The organism is Sphingopyxis sp. 10G20-10, assembly GCF_057365075.1.
Genome location: NZ_CP195117.1, coordinates 1,790,915 through 1,809,702 on the forward strand (window position 1 = coordinate 1,790,915; position 18,788 = coordinate 1,809,702).

14 protein-coding genes and 2 tRNA genes are annotated in these 18,788 nt (G+C 58.5%); 7 read left to right on the plus strand and 9 right to left on the minus strand.

Features of this window, described 5'->3' with window-relative positions; all coding sequences use genetic code 11:
- Window positions 1–5 precede the first annotated feature (5 nt).
- Entirely contained in the window at window positions 6–2,300 is a 2,295-nt protein-coding gene (locus tag ACR3XE_RS08790; RefSeq protein WP_486185652.1) for a nitric-oxide reductase large subunit, read from the plus strand.
- Between the two features lie 13 nt (window positions 2,301–2,313).
- Here ACR3XE_RS08790 and ACR3XE_RS08795 read toward each other — a convergent pair whose 3' ends face one another.
- Together ACR3XE_RS08795 and ACR3XE_RS08800 are read right to left on the minus strand one after the other, a co-directional pair.
- Window positions 2,314–3,015: an energy transducer TonB gene (locus ACR3XE_RS08795; protein WP_486185653.1), complete on the minus strand. Its 702-nt coding sequence runs from the start codon at window positions 3,013–3,015 to the stop codon at window positions 2,314–2,316.
- Window positions 3,016–3,058: 43 nt separating this feature from the next.
- Window positions 3,059–3,928 (minus strand): alpha/beta fold hydrolase, encoded by an 870-nt coding sequence (locus ACR3XE_RS08800; RefSeq protein WP_473698023.1) that lies wholly within the window; start codon window positions 3,926–3,928, stop codon window positions 3,059–3,061.
- Between the two features lie 132 nt (window positions 3,929–4,060).
- Here ACR3XE_RS08800 and ACR3XE_RS08805 point away from each other — a divergent pair, with 132 nt between their 5' ends.
- On the plus strand, window positions 4,061–4,849 hold the full coding sequence (locus ACR3XE_RS08805; protein ID WP_473698022.1) for an SDR family oxidoreductase: 789 nt from the start codon (window positions 4,061–4,063) through the stop codon (window positions 4,847–4,849).
- A gap of 24 nt (window positions 4,850–4,873) precedes the next feature.
- Here ACR3XE_RS08805 and ACR3XE_RS08810 read toward each other — a convergent pair.
- Together ACR3XE_RS08810 and cpdR are read right to left on the minus strand one after the other, a co-directional pair.
- A tRNA-Val gene (locus tag ACR3XE_RS08810) sits at window positions 4,874–4,948 on the minus strand.
- Between the two features lie 69 nt (window positions 4,949–5,017).
- A complete protein-coding gene (gene cpdR, locus ACR3XE_RS08815; RefSeq protein WP_486185654.1) occupies window positions 5,018–5,395 on the minus strand; it encodes a cell cycle two-component system response regulator CpdR in 378 nt (125 codons plus the stop codon).
- A 201-nt stretch (window positions 5,396–5,596) separates the two neighbouring features.
- Between cpdR and ACR3XE_RS08820 the strand changes: the two genes are divergently transcribed.
- On the plus strand, window positions 5,597–6,415 hold the full coding sequence (locus ACR3XE_RS08820) for an N-formylglutamate amidohydrolase (RefSeq protein ID WP_473698020.1): 819 nt from the start codon (window positions 5,597–5,599) through the stop codon (window positions 6,413–6,415).
- A gap of 165 nt (window positions 6,416–6,580) precedes the next feature.
- Here the strand turns inward: ACR3XE_RS08820 and ACR3XE_RS08825 are convergent.
- Window positions 6,581–6,657 (minus strand) — tRNA-Pro (locus tag ACR3XE_RS08825).
- Between the two features lie 87 nt (window positions 6,658–6,744).
- Window positions 6,745–7,176, minus strand: coding sequence for a JAB domain-containing protein (locus tag ACR3XE_RS08830; protein WP_473698019.1), 432 nt, complete (start codon window positions 7,174–7,176; stop codon window positions 6,745–6,747).
- A 128-nt stretch (window positions 7,177–7,304) separates the two neighbouring features.
- Between ACR3XE_RS08830 and thyA the strand changes: the two genes are divergently transcribed.
- The 4 genes from thyA (at window position 7,305) to ACR3XE_RS08850 (ending at window position 11,944) form a co-directional block, all read left to right on the plus strand.
- Window positions 7,305–8,240, plus strand: a complete 936-nt coding sequence (gene thyA / locus ACR3XE_RS08835) for a thymidylate synthase (RefSeq protein ID WP_473698018.1) — start codon at window positions 7,305–7,307, stop codon at window positions 8,238–8,240.
- Window positions 8,241–8,337: 97 nt separating this feature from the next.
- Window positions 8,338–9,633 carry a thiamine pyrophosphate-dependent enzyme gene (locus ACR3XE_RS08840; protein ID WP_473698017.1) on the plus strand — a complete coding sequence of 432 codons (1,296 nt, stop codon included), beginning with the start codon at window positions 8,338–8,340 and terminating at the stop codon, window positions 9,631–9,633.
- Window positions 9,634–9,653: 20 nt separating this feature from the next.
- On the plus strand, window positions 9,654–10,658 hold the full coding sequence (locus ACR3XE_RS08845; RefSeq protein ID WP_473700319.1) for an alpha-ketoacid dehydrogenase subunit beta: 1,005 nt from the start codon (window positions 9,654–9,656) through the stop codon (window positions 10,656–10,658).
- 5 nt (window positions 10,659–10,663) lie between these two features.
- Window positions 10,664–11,944 (plus strand): dihydrolipoamide acetyltransferase family protein, encoded by a 1,281-nt coding sequence (locus tag ACR3XE_RS08850; RefSeq protein ID WP_473698016.1) that lies wholly within the window; start codon window positions 10,664–10,666, stop codon window positions 11,942–11,944.
- Between the two features lie 68 nt (window positions 11,945–12,012).
- Here ACR3XE_RS08850 and ACR3XE_RS08855 read toward each other — a convergent pair whose 3' ends face one another.
- The 3 genes from ACR3XE_RS08855 to ACR3XE_RS08865 form a co-directional block, all read right to left on the minus strand.
- A complete protein-coding gene (locus ACR3XE_RS08855) occupies window positions 12,013–17,094 on the minus strand; it encodes a hypothetical protein (protein ID WP_486185655.1) in 5,082 nt (1,693 codons plus the stop codon).
- 86 nt (window positions 17,095–17,180) lie between these two features.
- The gene (locus ACR3XE_RS08860) at window positions 17,181–18,242 is read right to left on the minus strand and encodes a hypothetical protein (protein ID WP_473698013.1); all 1,062 of its coding nucleotides are present in this window, start codon (window positions 18,240–18,242) and stop codon (window positions 17,181–17,183) included.
- A 72-nt stretch (window positions 18,243–18,314) separates the two neighbouring features.
- Window positions 18,315–18,779 (minus strand): hypothetical protein, encoded by a 465-nt coding sequence (locus tag ACR3XE_RS08865; protein WP_473698012.1) that lies wholly within the window; start codon window positions 18,777–18,779, stop codon window positions 18,315–18,317.
- Window positions 18,780–18,788: the final 9 nt, after the last annotated feature.

Consider the following 18,788-nt stretch of genomic DNA (forward strand, 5'->3'; position numbering starts at 1 on the left):
CTAACATGCAGACCTATGAACAGACATTCAGCATCCGGCGGCTGTGGATGATTTTGACGGCGGGTATGATCGTCATGTTCGGTATCTTGCTGCTGCTGGGTGCCGAAATTTACCAGCAGAAACCACCGATGCCCGACAAGGTGATTTCGGAGTCAGGGGAAACCCTGTTCACGCGTCACGACATCGAGACGGGGCAGAATGTCTGGCAATCTATTGGCGGAATGGAACAAGGGTCAATCTGGGGGCATGGCAGCTATTTGGCCCCGGACTGGAGCGCGGACTGGCTCCACCGCGAGGCCGAAACATTGCTGGCGGAAATGCCTGCAGAGCCGGTTGGAGGCCAGTCATCAACACAGCAAGCTGCGGCGAATCAGGCCTCGTTGCAAGAAGAAATGCGCACCAACACATTTGATCCGGCGAATGGAACGATCCGTGTTAGTGACGCCCGCGCACAGGCTATCAAGCGGGTGTCCGCACATTATGAACGGCTGTACGAGGGCACTGACGAGGCATCGCTTGCCTTACGCCGCGATTATGCTTTTCCTGTCCACGGTCTGCTGACATCGGCAGAAGCAAAGCAGTTGTCATCCTTCTATTTCTGGACGGCGTGGGCCGCGACGACTAATCGCCCGGGAAAGACCATCACTTACACCAGCAATTGGCCGCATGAGCCGCTGGTCGGCAATGTTCCGACGACGGGCATTTTGCTGTGGAGCATCGCGTCGGTCATTCTGCTGCTCGCGGCGGCGGGCGCGCTCATCGCCTATTATGCCAAGCAATTTGACGTCTGGCGTGAACATATTCTGCCCGAAGAGGGCATGGCGCGTGCTGACATATTGGACAGCGCCGTCATCACGCCTTCTATGCGGGCGACCGCCAAATATTTATGGGTCGTCTGTGCCATGTTTGTCGGGCAGGTCCTGCTCGGCATCGTCACGGCGCATTATGCGGTCGAGGGGCAGGGGCTTTATGGCCTGCCCTTTGCCGAATATCTGCCCTATGCGGTGACGCGCACTTGGCACACGCAACTGGCGGTACTTTGGATCGCGACGGCGTGGCTGGCGACAGGATTGTATGTTGCCCCGATGCTGGGCGGGCGAGACCCCAAATTTCAACGCTTCGGGGTCAATTTCCTGTTTATCAGCTTGCTGATCATCGTGGTCGGGTCCTTTATTGGCCAGTGGGCGGCAGTTCATCGGTTGTTCGACAGTCTGACGGCCAATTTCTGGTTCGGTCATCAGGGCTATGAATATGTCGATCTCGGTCGTTTCTGGCAGATTTATCTGACCGTCGGCCTGTTCCTGTGGGTTTGCCTTGTGGTGCGCGGCTTGTGGCCGGTGCTGCAGGAGAAGGGTGGAAAATCGCTCATCTATCTGGTGCTCGTGTCAGCCATCTCCATCGGCCTGCTTTATGCGGCGGGGCTGATGTGGGGGCAGCACACCCATATCTCGATCATGGAATATTGGCGCTGGTGGGTCGTCCACCTGTGGGTCGAGGGAATTTTCGAGGTCTTTGCGACCGCGATCATATCCTTGTTGTTCGTCCGTATGGGGATCTTGCGGACATCGACGGCGACGGTGATGGTGTTGTTCGCAACAATCATTTTTTTGTTCGGCGGCGTGTTGGGGACGTTCCATCATCTCTATTTCAGCGGGACGCCGACGTCTGTCATCGCGGTGGGTGCGATGATTTCGGCGCTGGAAGTGGTGCCGCTGCTCGTCGTCGGATTCGAAGCCTATACAAGGTATAAAGTGGAGCGTGTGGCAGAGTGGGAACGCAATTATCACTGGCCGTTCATGTTCTTTGCTGCCGTACTGTTCTGGAATTTGGTCGGCGCCGGACTGTTCGGCTTTTTGATCAATCCACCGATCGCGCTCTATTATATGCAGGGTCTGAACCTGACCGCCAACCACGGCCATGCCGCTTTGTTTGGTGTTTACGGGATGCTGGGTCTGGGCCTGACCCTCTATTGCATGCGCGGTCTGACCGACATCGCGCACTGGAACCAGAAATGGCTCAAAACATCCTTCTGGTCGCTCAATATCGGACTGGCGATGATGACATTTCTGTCGCTGTTGCCGCAGGGTATATTGCAAACTTATGTCAGCGTCGAACAAGGCTATTCTTTCGCCCGTTCAGCCGAGTTTATCCATAGTCCGGTGATGCAGGCGCTGGTCTGGGCGCGGGTTCCGGGCGATATCGTGTTCAGTGTCGGCGTGTTCGGTTTTGCCTGGGTCGTTTTCCAAGCCTTCGTCCGTGGGGGAAGGGGACCAAACCAGTCGGGAGCAACGGACTCCTGATCGGGCTGCTTCTCTAGCGCCTCCGTTCTAACCACCATGTCTGTCGCCAGCCATAATCGCTGGCGATGGGCTTGCCGGTTGCATTGGTGGCGGGCTTAAATCGAAATCGTTGTTCGATCAGGCGGCAGGTTGTGGCGTCGAGTGAGGCATCGCCGCTAGATCGTGACACATAGCATCCGGTAACGCGGCCACTGGGCTGGATGGTGAAGCGGGTTTCCACCACACCACCAATCTTAGCGCGGCTTGCGGACTTTGGGTAGTCGCGGTTGCGGATTTCTCCGCTCCGCCAGACGGCTTTGCTGCCGCCCGCACCTGATCCATTGCCAGCACCGCCCGCGTCCGACCCGGGGCCGTCAACAGGCGCTGCGCCAGCGGAGCTTTCACTGCCTGTTCCCGGCTTGGGTGCCGCAGCGATGGTAGGCGGTTTGGGAGAATTATATTTGGGCTTGGGTGCGAGGACCGGCGCAGCTTTGGCGTGGCGATTGGCTGGGGAGGCGGCTCCGGCGGCCTTGTCGGGCACGGGCACGGGTTTCGGCGGATCAGGCTGCGGTTCGGGCGCGCGGATGGCCACTGCCGAAATCGCATCGCTGACCTCTTTTATGACGCGCAGATCAAGGCCGCTGACCAAGGTAATGCCGACCAGCACCGCCGCAAACAGCGTGGCACCTCCTGCTATGGCGCGCTTAGTAGTCGATAGCTGTCCTGTATATCCCATGTTTGTCCATCAATGCGTGCGACTTGCACGAGTTGCGGGCAGACTACAGGAATTCGACTAACGTGGACATGAACCGGTCGAACTGGTCGTGATGAAGCCAGTGGCCGGCGTCTTCAAATTCGACCACTTCGGCGCTTTGGAAATGCTTGATGCGCCCGTCCTTTTCGGGGTTTGAGGCCCAGCTGTCGGCACCATAGAGCAAGAGGGTGGGACAGGTGATGCTGCTCCAGATGTGGTGCAGATCCTCCTGCGGCATGTCGAAAACAGCCCAGATGTTCAGATAATTGTCGAACTTCCAGCTCCAGCTGCCGTCTTCATTGCGATTGATGCCCTGTACGGTCAGGTGGCGGGCTTGTTCGGGAGTCAGATAGCTATTTTCCGCCATCATCCGCTGTAGGGCATCGTCGAGCGACGAATAGCGTTTGGGTGTCCGGCCCGCCGCTTCGCGCTTGTCCTCAATCCATTTGCGAAAATGGTCGGCCAAGCTCTTCTCGGCGCGTTTTTCCAGTACGGCGGGTGAGGGGCCCAGCCCTTCGATAGACACGAGTTTGCGGACATTGTCGGGGTAAAGGCCGGCATAGCGGGTCGCAATGTTGCCGCCCATCGAATGGGCGACGATCGTTGCCGGGGCAAGGTCAAGTTGGTGAATGAGCTGCGCCAGATCATAGACAAAGGCGCTCATCTCATAATTGCCATCGGGTGACCAGGCGCTGTCGCCATGGCCGCGCAGGTCGACAGCAATCACATGGTAACGGTCACACAGGCGCTCGGCCACCCAGTCCCAGCTACGGCAATGGTCGCGCCCGCCATGAATCAGCAAGAGTGGCGGTGCCTCTTCATTGCCCCAGTCGGCATAATGTAGCTTGAGCCGCTGCGATATGAAGCTGTTGGAGGTGGGACCGGACCGGGCCATGACATTTCTTTCGGTTGAGAGCGTTGCCCCTGCAAAAGGCGAGCGCAGCGCCGCCGTCAACCCCTTGCGCGGTTGCTTTGCGAATCCCGGCTTCTGGTCTAGCCATAGTTATTCACAACAAAGGGATGCCCGATGACAACATTTCGTGACAATTTGCTCGCTGGAAAAACAGCCTTTGTGGCGGGCGGCACCAGCGGGATTAATCTGGGGATCGCCAAACGCTTTGCCGCGTTGGGCGCCGAGGTGGCGGTTGCCGGTCGCGACCCGGAAAAAGCGGCGCGTGCCGCCGCTGAGATAGGCCATGACGCCATCGGTCTTTCGGGTGATGTGCGCGATTTTGACGCGATCCGCGGCGTGATGGAGCAGGTCGTCGAGAACCTCGGTGCCCTTGATATTGTTGTGTCCGGCGCGGCGGGGAATTTTCTGGCCCCGGCGTTGGGGATGTCCGCCAATGCCTTTCGCACCGTGGTGGATATTGACCTCAATGGCACCTTCAACGTCTTTCGCGGATGCCATGATCTGTTGCAGCCCAATGCATCGCTGATCGCCATTACGGCGGGACAGGCCATCAACGCATCGGCGCTTCAAGCCCACGCCTGCGCGGCCAAGGCTGGTATCAACCAGTTGATTCGTGTTCTCGCGCTCGAATGGGGGCCAGATGTGCGGGTGAATGGTATTTCGCCAGGGCCAATTGCCGACACCGAGGGGATGAAGCGCCTGGCGCCCGACGCTGCGGCACGGCAATCGCATTATGACCGTATCGCGATGAAGCGGTGGGGAAAGATCGACGAGGTTGCCGACTGCGCGGTGTTCCTGAGTTCGCCTGCTGCGGCCTATATCACCGGCACGATTCTCGATTGCGATGGCGGGTCACAGATTGGCGATGCCTCCCGCGGAGATCTGGCGCGCGGCATGGCCTGACATGGTCGGGGTGTGAGAAGAAAATGGTGGGCGTGGCAAGGATTGAACTTGCGACCCCTGCGATGTCAACACAGTGCTCTACCACTGAGCTACACGCCCACACGTATCGGGTGACGCGCCCTTAAAGGGCCTTTCGCGGGCTGGCAAGCCCTTCGCGTCATCCAAAGCTTATCGTTGGCTGCTTTTGTCGGCCTGATCGAACAGATTGTCGACTTCGCGCACCAGATCTTTCAGGTGAAAGGGCTTTGACAATAATTTGGCTTGCGGGACATTCGCCTCGGCGCGGAGCGATACGGCGGCGAATCCGGTGATGAACATCACCTGTGTTTGCGGGGCCACTTTGGCGCAATGCTGGGCGAGCTCGATGCCGTCCATTTCTGGCATGACGATGTCGGATAAAAGGAGGTCAAACACACCCGAATCGAGATAAGGCACCGCTTCTGTGCCGCGATCAACCGCCGTGACCTCATAGCCGGCACTGTTCAACGCACGCGTCAGATACTCGCGCATTACGTCATCATCCTCGGCCAGCAAAATGCGAATCATGGTCCAGCTTACCCCTTGGTCGATCGATTATGTCTCTTCTGGCCCGCATTGCCAGTCTATTGATAACGCGTTGTAACCCGACATGCTTAACAAATTGACGCCGCACTGGATTTACGCGTTGTTATTTGGCACCGCTTGGTAATGCCAGATCGAGCATCTTTGTTTCCCGCAATCGACGTCATCCATCCAAGGGAAAATCCGTTGCCCATTGTCGTTTCGGTGCCCCATGCCGGGCGCGTTTATCCCCCCGAAATTCTGTCTGCTGCCCGAGTTGCAAAGCGGGATCTCGAACGGTTGGAAGATGCCTGGTGTGACCAGATCGCCAGATCGGCAACGCAAGTGGGGGCCACGCTAGTTCAAGCCTTGTGGGCGCGTGCGGTCGCCGATTGCAATCGGGCAGAGGGACAAATGGCACCCGGAGAGGTGGATTTATCCCTGCGGCACCATTTCACCGCACCGGGCCGTAAGGAGCGGGCAGGCTTGGGTGTTATTCCCACTCGGCTGTTCAATACCGGGCCATTGTGGCGGCGCCCGATTACCGTCGAGGCGATGAACTGGAGGCTCAATAATTTTCACCGTCCCTATCATGCCGCCTTGGCCGAGGCGCTGGATCGGACTCACGCGCGGTTCGGACGGGCCATCCTGATTGACCTGCACAGTATGCCGCCGATTCCGGTCGGTCAGCCTGGCCACGGCGCAAAAATTATTGTGGGGGACCATTTTGGAGGATCGGCTGCGGAGTGGCTGATCGAACCGATATTGGCGATGGCGGAGCAACTGGGCGTGGCAGTGGGTCGCAATCAGCCCTATGCGGGCGGTCATATCACGCGGTCCCACGGACGTCCCGACAAGGCGATTCATGCCATCCAGATAGAGATTGACCGCAGCCTATATTTACAGGCTGACGGATCCGCTCAGCCTGCCAGTGTCGATCGGCTATCCGAGTGGTTTTCCAAGCTTATTATCGTTGCATCGGCAGATCGGTCAGACGGTCAATTGGCCAACATGGCTGCCGAATAAAAAAACCACCTCGCGCTTGAAGACACGAGGTGGCCAGGGTCCAGGGAGGACGCACCCGCGCAAAAGCGCAGGATGCTAGCTGCAATGGTAAGGGGAAAACCAAGGCAGCTAACAGCAATCTAGGACGACCGCGCTACGGTTACAAGAACTTGATAATGAAAAAACTGGTCGGGGAGAGAGGATTCGAACCTCCGGCCCCTGCCTCCCGAAGACAGTGCTCTACCAGGCTGAGCTACTCCCCGACCGTGCGCCACGCGACCCGTGGGTCACCGCGAAGGCAGGGCGGTCCTCTAGACGTGGAGACACGGAACTTCAAGCGCCAATCATCGCTAAAGCAATCCGGCCCGGACAAAGCTGAAATGACCAGTAGTTACGAGGATCAGGTGGTCCGTTAGATTGATGGCGAAGAATTGCAAATGGGCCGCGGCTTCGCGGGTCAGATGTATGTCTGCTTGACTGGGGCGGGCAATGCCTGATGGATGATTGTGGACGAGAATGGCGTGCGAAATATGCCGTCCTGAAAGAAGGCTTTGCCAATGCCGTGGGTTTATCTGGCAGCTTTTGGCGGTGCCTGTAGCAATTTCGATCAATTGTTTCAGGCGAAGCGCTTGGTCAAAGCCGGCAATGACGACCATCTCCTCATGTGCCGGGAAGAGTGGGCGGATGAGGTTTTGAACGAACTGATCTTCGACAGACAGTTGGACAAAGCCCGACTGATCTCCGGGCCTTGCTGTGCTGAGTGGAGAAACGAGGGTCGTCATGACGTCACAATGAACGCGCCGCGATGACTGCCAAGCGATGTTGCCTCCGCAATGGTGAGAAGCTGGCACAGCCCTTGTCGCTGACCGCGCTTCCGCCTAGCAAAGAGGCCTGATTGCAGGAGCGATTCTTGTCCGATTCCATCCATTATGAGCAGCAATATCTGGACTTGATGCGTCGCATCTGGGCGGAAGGCGACGAGCGTGTTGATCGCACAGGGGTCGGGACGCGTTCCCTTTTTGGCGAAACGATGCGCTTTTCGCTCGCCGACGATGCCATTCCGCTGCTCACGACCAAACGAGTTTACTGGAAAACAGCAGTGCGCGAGCTGCTGTGGTTCCTGACCGGTAACACCAACATACGACCTTTGGTGGCGCAAGGCGTTCATATCTGGACCGACTGGCCCCTCGCTCGCTATCGGCGCGAAACCGGCGACGCTATCGAGGCCCGTGAATTTGAAGACAAGCTGATCGAAAACCCGGAATTTGCCGCACAATGGGGCAACCTTGGTCCGGTCTATGGCCATCAATGGGTCAATTGGCCGCGCTATGAGACTGCAGGGGAGGGGCTGTATCGCCGCGCTGCCGATGGCCACAACCAGATTGCGGCGCTGATCGATTCGCTGCGTAACAATCCGGGGTCGCGGCGGCATATCTTTACCGGATGGAATGTGGCCGATCTTGACCAGATGGCGCTACCGCCCTGTCATATGACCTATCAATTCCACGTCCGGTCCGACGGTGGACTGTCGTGTCTGTTGTTTCAGCGGTCGTGCGATCTGGGTCTGGGTTTTGCGTTTAACGTCTTTGAGGCTGCCCTGCTAACCCGCATGATTGCCCAGCAGTGCGATCTTCATGCACATGAGCTGGTCTGGACCGGCGGTGATGTTCATCTTTACCTGAACCATGGGGAACTGGTTCAGACACAGTTGGAGCGGACAGCAGGCGGTGCGCCGCGGTTGCTGATCTACCGACGACCTGACAGCATATTCGACTATCAATTCGATGATTTCGCTGTCGAAGACTATGCTCCACAAGCGCATATTGCGGCTCCCGTCGCGGTTTGAAGCAGGCCATTGCATAAGCGGCGCGGCTGAAATAATATGTCGCAACTGTGAAATATAACTAACGGCGCGGTGAGTCGCGTCACGAAGGGATGAGGCCATGCCTGATACGCACCGGCGACCGGCGAGTAATTTGCCGCCATTGGCGCTGCACGTTCCCGAACCGCGCTATCGCCCCGGCGATGCGCCGGACTTCAGCGACATTGTTGTGCCTTCCGTCGACGCATCCTCGCGTCCGGGCGAAGCGAGCAAACCCGATGAGATGCGCGAGCTCGCTTATGGTCTTGTGCGCGTGCTTGATTTTGACGGGACCGCCAAGGGGGCATGGAATCCGAATCTGTCTGCCGATCGCATACGTGCGATGCTGCGCTATATGATGTTGGTGCGGGCATTCGATGATCGCATGTTCCGCGCCCAGCGTCAGGGCAAGACCAGCTTTTACATGAAATGCACCGGTGAAGAGGCAACCTCGGTTGGGGCCACCATGGCGCTCGACCGCGCCGACATGTGTTTCCCCAGCTATCGCCAGCAAGGCATTTTGATTGCACGCGAATATCCGCTGATCAATATGATGAACCAGATTTACTCGAACCGCGGCGACCATCTGATGGGACGGCAACTGCCGATCATGTATTCGGCCCCGGAACATGGCTTTTTCAGTGTCTCGGGCAATCTGGCGACGCAATATCCGCAAGCGGTGGGCTGGGCGATGGCCTCTGCATCCAAGGGCGATTCTCGGATTTCCAGCGTGTGGTGCGGCGAAGGTTCGTCGGCGGAGGGCGATTTTCATTCGGCCCTGACCTTTGCCGCTGTTTATAATGCGCCGGTTATTTTCAATATCGTCAACAATCAGTGGGCAATCTCGTCCTTCTCTGGCTTTGCGGGAAGTGAGCGAACGACCTTTGCCGCACGGGCCATCGGCTATGGTATTGCCGGTTTGCGGGTTGACGGTAACGACGCGCTGGCCGTGTTTGCCGCGACGCAATGGGCCGCTGACCGCGCGCGTACCAATAATGGGCCGACGCTGATCGAACATTTCACCTATCGGTCAGAAGGGCATAGCACCTCGGATGATCCTAGCGCCTATCGCCCTGCGCAGGAGGGGGCGGCCTGGCCGTTTGGCGACCCGATCGACCGGTTGCGCCAGCACCTGGAAGTTTTGGGCGAATGGGATGGCGATCGGCACGAAGCGCTCCGCAAAGAACTAGAAGATTTAGTCAAGTCGATGCAGAGGCAGTCTGAAAAATTGGGTATTTTGGGGCATGGGATGCACCAGCCCTTTGAAACCATGTTCGAAGATGTGTTTGAGGAAATGCCCTGGCATCTCAAAGAACAGAGCGCGCAAATGATGGCCGAGCAGGAAGCCAAATTTGGCCCCGATTGGAGGCCCGAATAATGGCGGACGGTACCAAGACCATGAATATGATCGAAGCGATCAACAGCGCGATGGACATCATGCTGGCCCGCGATTCCAATGTCGTCGTGATGGGCGAGGATGTCGGCTATTTCGGCGGTGTGTTCCGCGCCACCGCTGGCTTGCAGAAAAAGTATGGCAAGACGCGCGTGTTTGACACGCCGATCAATGAATGCGGCATTATCGGGGTAGCGGTGGGCATGGGTGCCTATGGCCTGCGACCGGTGCCCGAAATCCAGTTTGCCGACTATATCTATCCGGGTCTGGACCAACTGGTGAGCGAAGCGGCGCGGCTGCGCTATCGTTCGGCCAATGATTTCATCAGTCCGATGACAATTCGGACGCCCTTCGGCGGCGGTATTTTTGGCGGGCAGACGCACAGCCAGTCGCCCGAGAGCATCATGACACACATATCGGGGGTCAAGACGGTGATCCCGTCCAATCCTTATGATGCCAAGGGCCTGTTGATCGCGGCTATCGAGGACAATGATCCGGTCGTGTTCCTTGAACCCAAGCGGATCTACAACGGCCCCTTCAGCGGCTATTATGATCGTCCGGTCGAGCCCTGGTCCAAACATGCCGTCAGCGCTGTTCCAGAGGATTATTATCGCGTAGACCTCGGCAAGGCGGCGACCGTGCGCGAAGGCGAAACAGTCACGGTCCTTGTTTATGGGACGATGGTTCATGTCGCCAAGACGGTTGTCGAGGAATTGGGCATCGACGCAGAGGTCATTGATTTACGGACGCTTTTGCCTTTGGACATAGAGGCGATTGAAGCCTCGGTGAAAAAGACAGGCCGTTGTCTGATTATCCATGAAGCCACACGGACGTCGGGCTTTGGTGCCGAACTCGCGGCACTGGTGCAGGAACGATGTTTCTATCATCTCGAAGCACCGGTCGAGCGCGTCACCGGCTTTGATACGCCCTATCCGCACAGTTTGGAATGGGCCTATTTCCCCGGCCCCATCCGCATTGCGACGGCACTTTACAAGATTATGAAGGACTGACCGCTATGGCCCGCTATTCATTCCGGCTTCCCGACATTGGCGAAGGCATTGCCGAGGCCGAAATCGTCACCTGGCACGTCAAAATTGGCGAGCGCGTCGAAGAAGACGCCCAGCTTGCCGACATGATGACCGACAAGGCAACGGTCGAGATGGAATCGCCGGTTTCGGGCGTGGTTGTCGAACTCGCAGGCGAAGTGGGCGACCTGATCCCCATCGGGTCGACGCTTGCGGTGATCGAGACCGATGCGGAAGTCGGCGAAGAGCCCAAGGATACGGAATCAGAAAAGCCTGCTCCGGCTCCGGCTCCGGCGGCCAAGGAAGAAAAAAACCACGATCCTGTACCCGCCAAGGCCGAGCCGGCAGCAGAAAAGCCCGCTCCTGTTCCGGTAAGTGTGCCTGCGCCCGCTCCGGCTGCTGCAAGTGGTGTTAAGGTTTTGGCGTCGCCCGCGGTTCGCGCTCGCGCCCGCGACCTCGGTGTTGATCTGGGACAGGTGCACTGCGATGGCGACCGGGTTCGCCACGCCGATCTGGACGCCTATCTGCGTTACAATGCGGGGCAGGGTTATCAATCCCCCCATGCAGACCGCGCGCGCGCCGACGAGCCGATCAAGGTTATCGGTATGCGCCGCCGCATTGCCGAAAATATGGCCGCCTCAAAGCGCGCTATCCCGCATTTCACCTATGTCGAAGAAATGGACGTGACGGCGCTGGAGGAGATGCGCGCCGATTTGAATGCCAATCGCGGCAACCGTCCGAAGCTAACGATGCTGCCCTTTTTGATCGTCGCAATCTGTCGGACGATCCCGCAATTTCCGATGATCAACGCCCGCTATGACGATGAAGCCGGTGTTGTGACGCGCCACGGCGCGGTGCATCTGGGTATGGCAACACAGACCGATGCCGGCCTGATGGTCCCCGTCATTCGCGACGCGCAGAATATGAACGTCTGGCAATTGGCGAGTGAAATCATTCGCTTGGCGGACGCTGCTCGCACCGGAAAGGCGAAGACCGATGAACTGTCAGGCTCGACCCTGACCATCACATCGCTCGGCCCGTTGGGTGGAATCGCGACGACGCCGGTCATTAATCGCCCCGAAGTTGCAATCATCGGCCCGAACAAGATTGTCGAGCGCCCTGTGTTTGACGGCGACGATATCCGCCGCGCCAAATTGATGAATCTGTCGATCAGTTGCGATCATCGCGTTGTCGATGGCTGGGATGCCGCAAGCTATGTTCAGGCGATGAAGAAACTCGTCGAAACGCCGGTGCTTCTTTTCGCAGACTGATTATCGGCCCTTCTTTTAGTCGTCATGCTGAATCAAGTTCAGGGTGACGAATGAAGTGACGGAAATCCCTACAGCCCCAATCCAGCAAAACTGGTTTGGTCAAACTTCAGCTTGAAGGTGACATAGGCGCCTGATCGCGAGTAGCGGTTCGCTTCAAAATCGCGGTCATGGAAGCCAGCGAAGTTATAACCGATTGTAACATTAGCGTTTTTGAACGGGACAGCTGTTACTGTCGGGCCGCCAGCCCAGCTGACTGTGTCGGCATCGGTGCCGATACGCACCGTACCCGACGCGCCGACATCGACATGTTCATCGAGGTTAAAGCGGAAATCGGCGCCCAACAGGTTCGACCAGCCTTTGACGTCATAGGCGCCAAAGCGGTCGAAATTATAGCGGGTGCCCCAGAAAAATCCGAATTCGCCACGTTCGAGCCATCTGCGGTCGCTGACCGACGACCTATCATCGGCCTGGCGATTGCCAAGCGGCGTCCAATTGACCGACAGGCTGTTGAGAAAACGCCGACTAGTGGCATCTCCATCGATGGTGAGGGCGGGGCCGCCAATGGGGCCGGGCAGGCCCGCCACCGCATCGCGCACCTTGTCGGATCGAAATTCGGTCTTGTTGAGCCAAGAGACGCGCGATTCGGCGGGACGGTGCGCCCAGCTCATTTCAAAGCGAAGGGTTTCGGTGTCGGGCGCGGTCTTGCTGCCATTCGCCTTGGTCCAGGTGAACAACGCGCCCAACGCCTCTCCTTCACCCAGTTGGCGGAGGCTGCCCAGCGTCAGGGCAAAGCGGTTCGCAAGCTCGCCATCGCGATATTCGCCGCGTCCAGTGATGGTCCAGCGGTCGGTGCGATAGGTCGCGCCGGTACTCAGCGCGACGAAATCTTCGGTCAGCGTGCCCGCATTGCCGAGAAATCCGCCCGATGCGACAGGTTGATCGACATTGAGTACGTCGCTGGCACGGATGCCGCCGATAGTGCGGTTGCCATCGACAGATAAGTCGACCGACCATTTTTTGCCGAGATGAAGCGATTGCGACAAGCCATAGGCGGCAAAGCTGCGCGGTCCATATTCGCTGATGTCTTGCTGATTGGCCGTCGCCAGCAAATGTGCGCCAGCCCAAGGTGCAACATCAAAGCCGACGCGTGCCGTGCGCGCCTTGATGGTGTCACCGTCTGCAATTTCATAGCTGCCGATCAAATTGACGTCGTTGGTAACGGCAAAACGTGCGCTGAGGCGATGGCGCGTTGGGAAATCGACGCTGGCATCTTTGCCGCCAAGCGCAAATTCGGTTTGGGCATCAAGTTCGAGCCGCTTTTCAAACAGGCGCTGCGTCGCGCCCAACTGGACAATATTTGATACATTGGTGCTGCCGTCGCTGAGCTGATCGTCGGCATGGGTCAGTCCGGCGCGCGCGACTGTGGTACCATTGTCATATTCCGCCAATATGCGGGCGGCGCGGCGGCGTGCATCGACGTCGAGATAATCTTCCTGCCACGCGCTGCCGGTCAGCGACAGGGTGCGGGTGGCGCGCAGCCGCGCATCGACGCCAATTTTGCGTGTTCCGTCTTCGCCGCGATTGAGTTGCCCGACGCCAAAGCCCGATTCCCGCTCACGAACATAGGCGAGGAGATCAAATTTGGCGCTGTGATGCTCGGCTTCGATGAGCCACGCTTTGGCCGAACCCGCGGCCGCAGGGGTTCCTGCCTTGGCATTGGTATCGCTGACGGCGAATTCGGCGCGCACTTCGGTATCGACGCTGGGGCGATAGCGCAGATCGACGCCTCCCAAGTTGGTCTTGGTCAGCGTATCTTCATCGTGGATCGCGGTCGCCCCGACGCGCAATTTCTCGTTTTCGGTTTGGAAGCTGACACGTCCGCCCGCGTTAAGAACGCGCTCGCCGACGCCATCGACTTCATATTCCGCAATGATGAACTGCGGGTCGAGGTTCGGCGAGCGGCTAAGCACCGGACTGCTGAAGCGCAGGCTGCCGGTCGAATAATCGATGTCATAGTCGATGTGGCGGGTTAGCGTGACCGTGTTGACGATCTGCTCACTATGCAACCGGTCGCGCGTTTCGATGGTGATCCGCTCGCTATTCGGCAGAATGTTGCGCGCGCCCAGCAAATAAGGGCCAGTCAAGCCATTGCCCTGAATTTCTTCGCGGCGAAAGCGATAGGGGGTGTTGGCAACAAAGGCCGTCGCAGCAACCTTGCGACCACGATATTCGGCTTTGCCGCCGTTCAAAGCGCGCTGATAGCGGGCAAGCTGCGGTTCGGAAATCCCGGTCTCGAAATCGCCGAACAGCGCATAAAATTGCGGGCGTTCAAGGCGCAGATAAAGTTTGCGCACCGATGCCGCGTCATAGCGCGTCTCGTTACGGTCGGCATAGATGGTGTAATAGGCGCGCGGGTCAATCACGCCGCCAAACCGCGCGTCATCCTTTTCCTCGTCGCTGTCATAGGACATGGTCATCAGCCATTTGCCGGTGATCCGGCCCTTGGCATATAGCGACAGGCGGGCGTCAGCGTTCAGGTCGTCGAGCGTCTCGGCAATCGGCTCCATCCGGTCATCAAGCGTATTGTAACCCAGCGTTCCTGCGGCAAAACCTACTACCGTCCACGGACGATCGCCGGGATCGAGCCATGTTTCGATCGTTTGGCTCCGTTCAATCTTGTCATCGCGAAAGTTGAAATCGATACTAAGCGTGCCCGACGCCGTTGTTGGCTCCAGCTCGATATAGGCAATGCCATCGTCGCCTTCGATCTTCCAGACCGGGCGGGCGCGTTCGAGTCCGGCCAGTTGCCGCGCCTGCTGCGCATCGGCCTCGACCGCGGGATAATAGGGGGCGGGGACCGAGAAGTCGCCGGTCAGGCCCTGTTTGATCGGCTTGCCCTCACGATCGGTGAGGCGAACCGCCAGAACTGGACGCGTAACGCCATCGGCGATAAGCACCGATTTGTCCTTGAGCAGCACCGCGCGCATCGGCGTAATCGAATAATGGACGCTGCGTTGCAGTGTTTCGACGACAACGCCATTGGCATCCTTGATCTGCGCTACCAGCTGGTTGCTGCCCTCGCGGATCTCAACCCCACGCCAAACGGCCACTTGAACCTGACTATCAGCGGATTTGCGCACGCCTTCATAGGTTAGTGGGTCGACCACGCTGCCATTGGCGCTCAGCGAGACCGCCTGACCGGGAAGATGTTTGATCGCGACGCGGATCGCCTTGGATCGCGGGTTATGGTCGATGGCAGGGAAGACCCAGCCGGTGCCGGGGGTCTGGCCCTCGGTCCAGTCACGGTTGGCGCCAGCGGCATCGGGATCGCTGAGCGGCGCTGGACGCTCGATTGTTTCGGTGGCGTTGGATTTGCGCGGTGTGACAGCTTTGGCACGGAAATCAGCGCGTTTCAGCGATCCGCCACGACCTTCGACAAAGCGTGAGATGGCGCTTCCGGCGCTGCGGGTCGAGCGGGCACAATCGATCGGCGCGCGGTCGATCGGTAGCGTCGATGGGTCAATCTGAACGACATGGGTGCCGGGGCGAACGCCCTCAAAATGATAGCGCCCGTCGCGGTCGGTGACGGTATAGCTGCCATCCTGAAGCATGACGCGGACATTTGCGATTCCTGCCGATTTTCCGGGATCAACCGCGCAGCCGCCCTCTGTAATCCGGCCGATAATGGTCATCCGGTCGCCCAAAATGTCGCGGCGGATGGCAACCGTGGCTTCGGCAACATTGCTGATGGTTCCGCGGTTATCGGTCGCTGTAGCGCGATTGAGCACACTACCCGGCTCGGCTGAGACCAGCACTTCGGCCAGATAGGTGAGCAAAACCGTGCGTGACGGCGCCACAGGTGGCACGGTAACGCTGAAATCGCGTCCATCGGATGCCACTATGGGGTCAACGCGCACGCCGTCGAGGCGCACCGTGTCGCTGCGAAGCCGTAATCCGCGCGGCAACACGTCGTGCACCGTCACAGCGCCGGTATTGCGCAGGGCGTCGCGGTTGTTGATCTCTATTCGGTACTGGATGACGTCACCCGGCGCTGCCAATTGGGTCGAACTTGTCTTGCGCAGCACAAGGGGGACGCCCGGTTGGTCGACCGGGATATCAATTCGCACCGGTGCGGGGCTGCTGAGCGTGAAGGGATCCCCATAGCTGGCGCGCGATATATCAAAAGGCAGCCCGTCGTCGGGGCGCTTGAATCCCGCGAGATCCGCGGGGCTGGCTTTTGATGGGGCGACATAGGGATCGGGTGGCTCGACAACCAGACGATAGGTTCCGGGCGCGACGAACGGGAATCGATATTCGCCGGGCGGAAAATTATAGGTCATGCCGGAGCTGTCGGTGACCGATTGGCCGGTGAGGACCGAGGCCGGATAGCTGGACACGCCGTCGTCGCCAAAAACCTGCGCGGGCTGGCCCGTTCCGTTGTTGATTAGCGTCACCCGGCTTCCCGGAACAGCCGATCCGTCGCCGCTGTCAAAGACCACGCCATAGGGGTCGACCAGAAAATCGATGCGGGCAATCGCCGACAGCGAGGCATCGGACGAATCCGACACGCGCATGGAAATGGACGAGCCAGGTGTCACCGACAGACGGCAATCGCCCTGCACAATCGCAGGCGGAACCCCGATGGTATTGATAATACCGATGAATTCGCCGCTACTGACCGCTGTTTCGCTTAGTGTGATTTGTTCGCGATCCCCATTTTCCAGCTCCAGCGTCACGTCGAGCGTGTCGCGAGCCAAAGGATCGGTGTTGGCTGAGGGTAGGTTGACACCCACAACCAGAACTTCACCTGCATGAAAGCTGTCCGTCGCCTGCAAAGAAGCCGGTGTGGTCGGCAAACCGGCAAAAGCGCCTGAGGGCTTGATGAATATCGGGCCGCTATTCGTTTGGCATTGCGTCGGCACAACGGGTTCAGAGCGCGTTCCGTTGCCATCGGTCAAACGATAGGTGGTTATGCCTGGCTGTTGCGGCGAAGGCGGAAGAATTGTCACGTCAACGCGGTTGGAAAGCGAGGACATGGACTGGCCGTCCAACGTCCATTCGGCGGAGGCCGTATTGGATATCGTCTGGGCAGCCGCCATCGGTGCCGCAACCAGCAATGCTGTCGCGAACAAAGTGGTCAATCGACCCACATATCTTGTGGTTAACGCCATCATGTGCCCGAGAGGGGCGACGGAAACCGGCAAAACCGGCCTCCCTCACCCCTCCAAACGGTCAATCAGTTCACGGTGGCTTGGAAAACCAGCGTTCGGATGTCGCCCGCAGTAATTGTCGGGATCGTTCCGGACACGACAGGCGCCGAATAGCTGCCACCGGCGACGCCATCGGCGTTGCAAGTGCCGCTCGTCACCGTTCCGTTCAGCTTGATAGAGCTGCCATTATAAGTGAGCTGCGTTGGCACGCTATCGTTGATCGCGACTGACGTTGCAGACGCACCGCCAGATGCGTTGGCAACCGCGATGCAATATTCCACGACGGCCCCGGGAATCATTTTTGGGTTGGTCGTGCCATTGAACGGATCGGAGATGACCCGGCTTGTTTTGGTCACGGTCAGCGTCGCAGTATTCACCGTATAATCGTCATCGTCGCTGAAGGACGCATCGCGATTACCGTCGTTCACGCCGATTCCATCAGCAAAAACAGTGTCTTTGCCCGCCGTGTTGGCGCCAGTGGTTTCGGTGACGGCAGCGCCCTGAGTCGAGGCTGTTCCGCCTTCGCGCGCGGTTGCCTTTAACTGGACGCCGGCCACACTGCCCGTGGCAAGCCCCGCCGGGATATTACCGACGATAAACAGAGTAACCGACGCATCGGCCGCCAATTCATCGACGTAGGTTACCAGCGTGTCGCCAGCATCGAAGCTGCCGACGGTTCCACTACCCGTATTGTCCTGATAAATTTTCAAGGCGGCAATGTTGAAGCTGTCCGTGCCACCATGGGCTGCCGTCCCGCCTGCTAGCTGGGTTGCAGCAAGCAGAAAATCGAGCGTTTCGTTCGACTGGTTGGTCAATTGGAACGTGGTCACCGCATTGGCCTGGCCGGGAACAACCTGCGTCGTTACCGCGCCTGTTTCGGCCACCGTCAAATTGATCTTACGGTCGACGACGAACGCGTCCGATCCGCTTTGCTGTGTCTGAGCGACGCCGCCGACCTGAAAGTCGACCGTTGCCGTATTCGATACCGAGGTGCCGGCAGTTGTACCCGCCGCAAGAACCGGCGTAGCCAAGCTCAGTGCGAGCAAGGATACACCGGATGCACCCAATTTTTTCAGCATACTGGTCATAGCTGAACTCCTTGGTGTTATAGTCGCCAAGTCCCCACCGCAGGCGACCGAAAAGCGGTTTTTTTTAATGACTTATTTCACAATTCCCCGAAACATGAGCTTGCCTGCACCACCGACTGGAATCGGCTTTTGAAAGGCCCAGCGAACGTGCGTGACATCGGACGCCAGAGCGGGGCGCATCGTACCGTCGGCCTGTTTGACCGTCAGATCGGTGAGAGCTCCCCAGCTTTGGCCGCCATCGATCGACACGATGGGCTTGCTGTCGCCGCCATCCTGAAATTGAACGGCGGCGGGCATCGGATTGGTGATGACAAAGCGGTTCGCCGGTTGCGTTCCGGCATTGCGATAATTGAGCACGAACACGAGCCGATCGCCGGGAACGACGATTTTGGGCTCCTCGAGCATCACATGAGGCTTGCCATCGGCTCCGGTCGAAACGCGTTCGACAAAAACATTGTTGTTGAGCGCGATCTGGTCTGCGGCCAGTGCCGGTCCTGCGAGCGGCAATGCGGCTATAAAAATCAATAGCTTACGCATAGTCGTCTC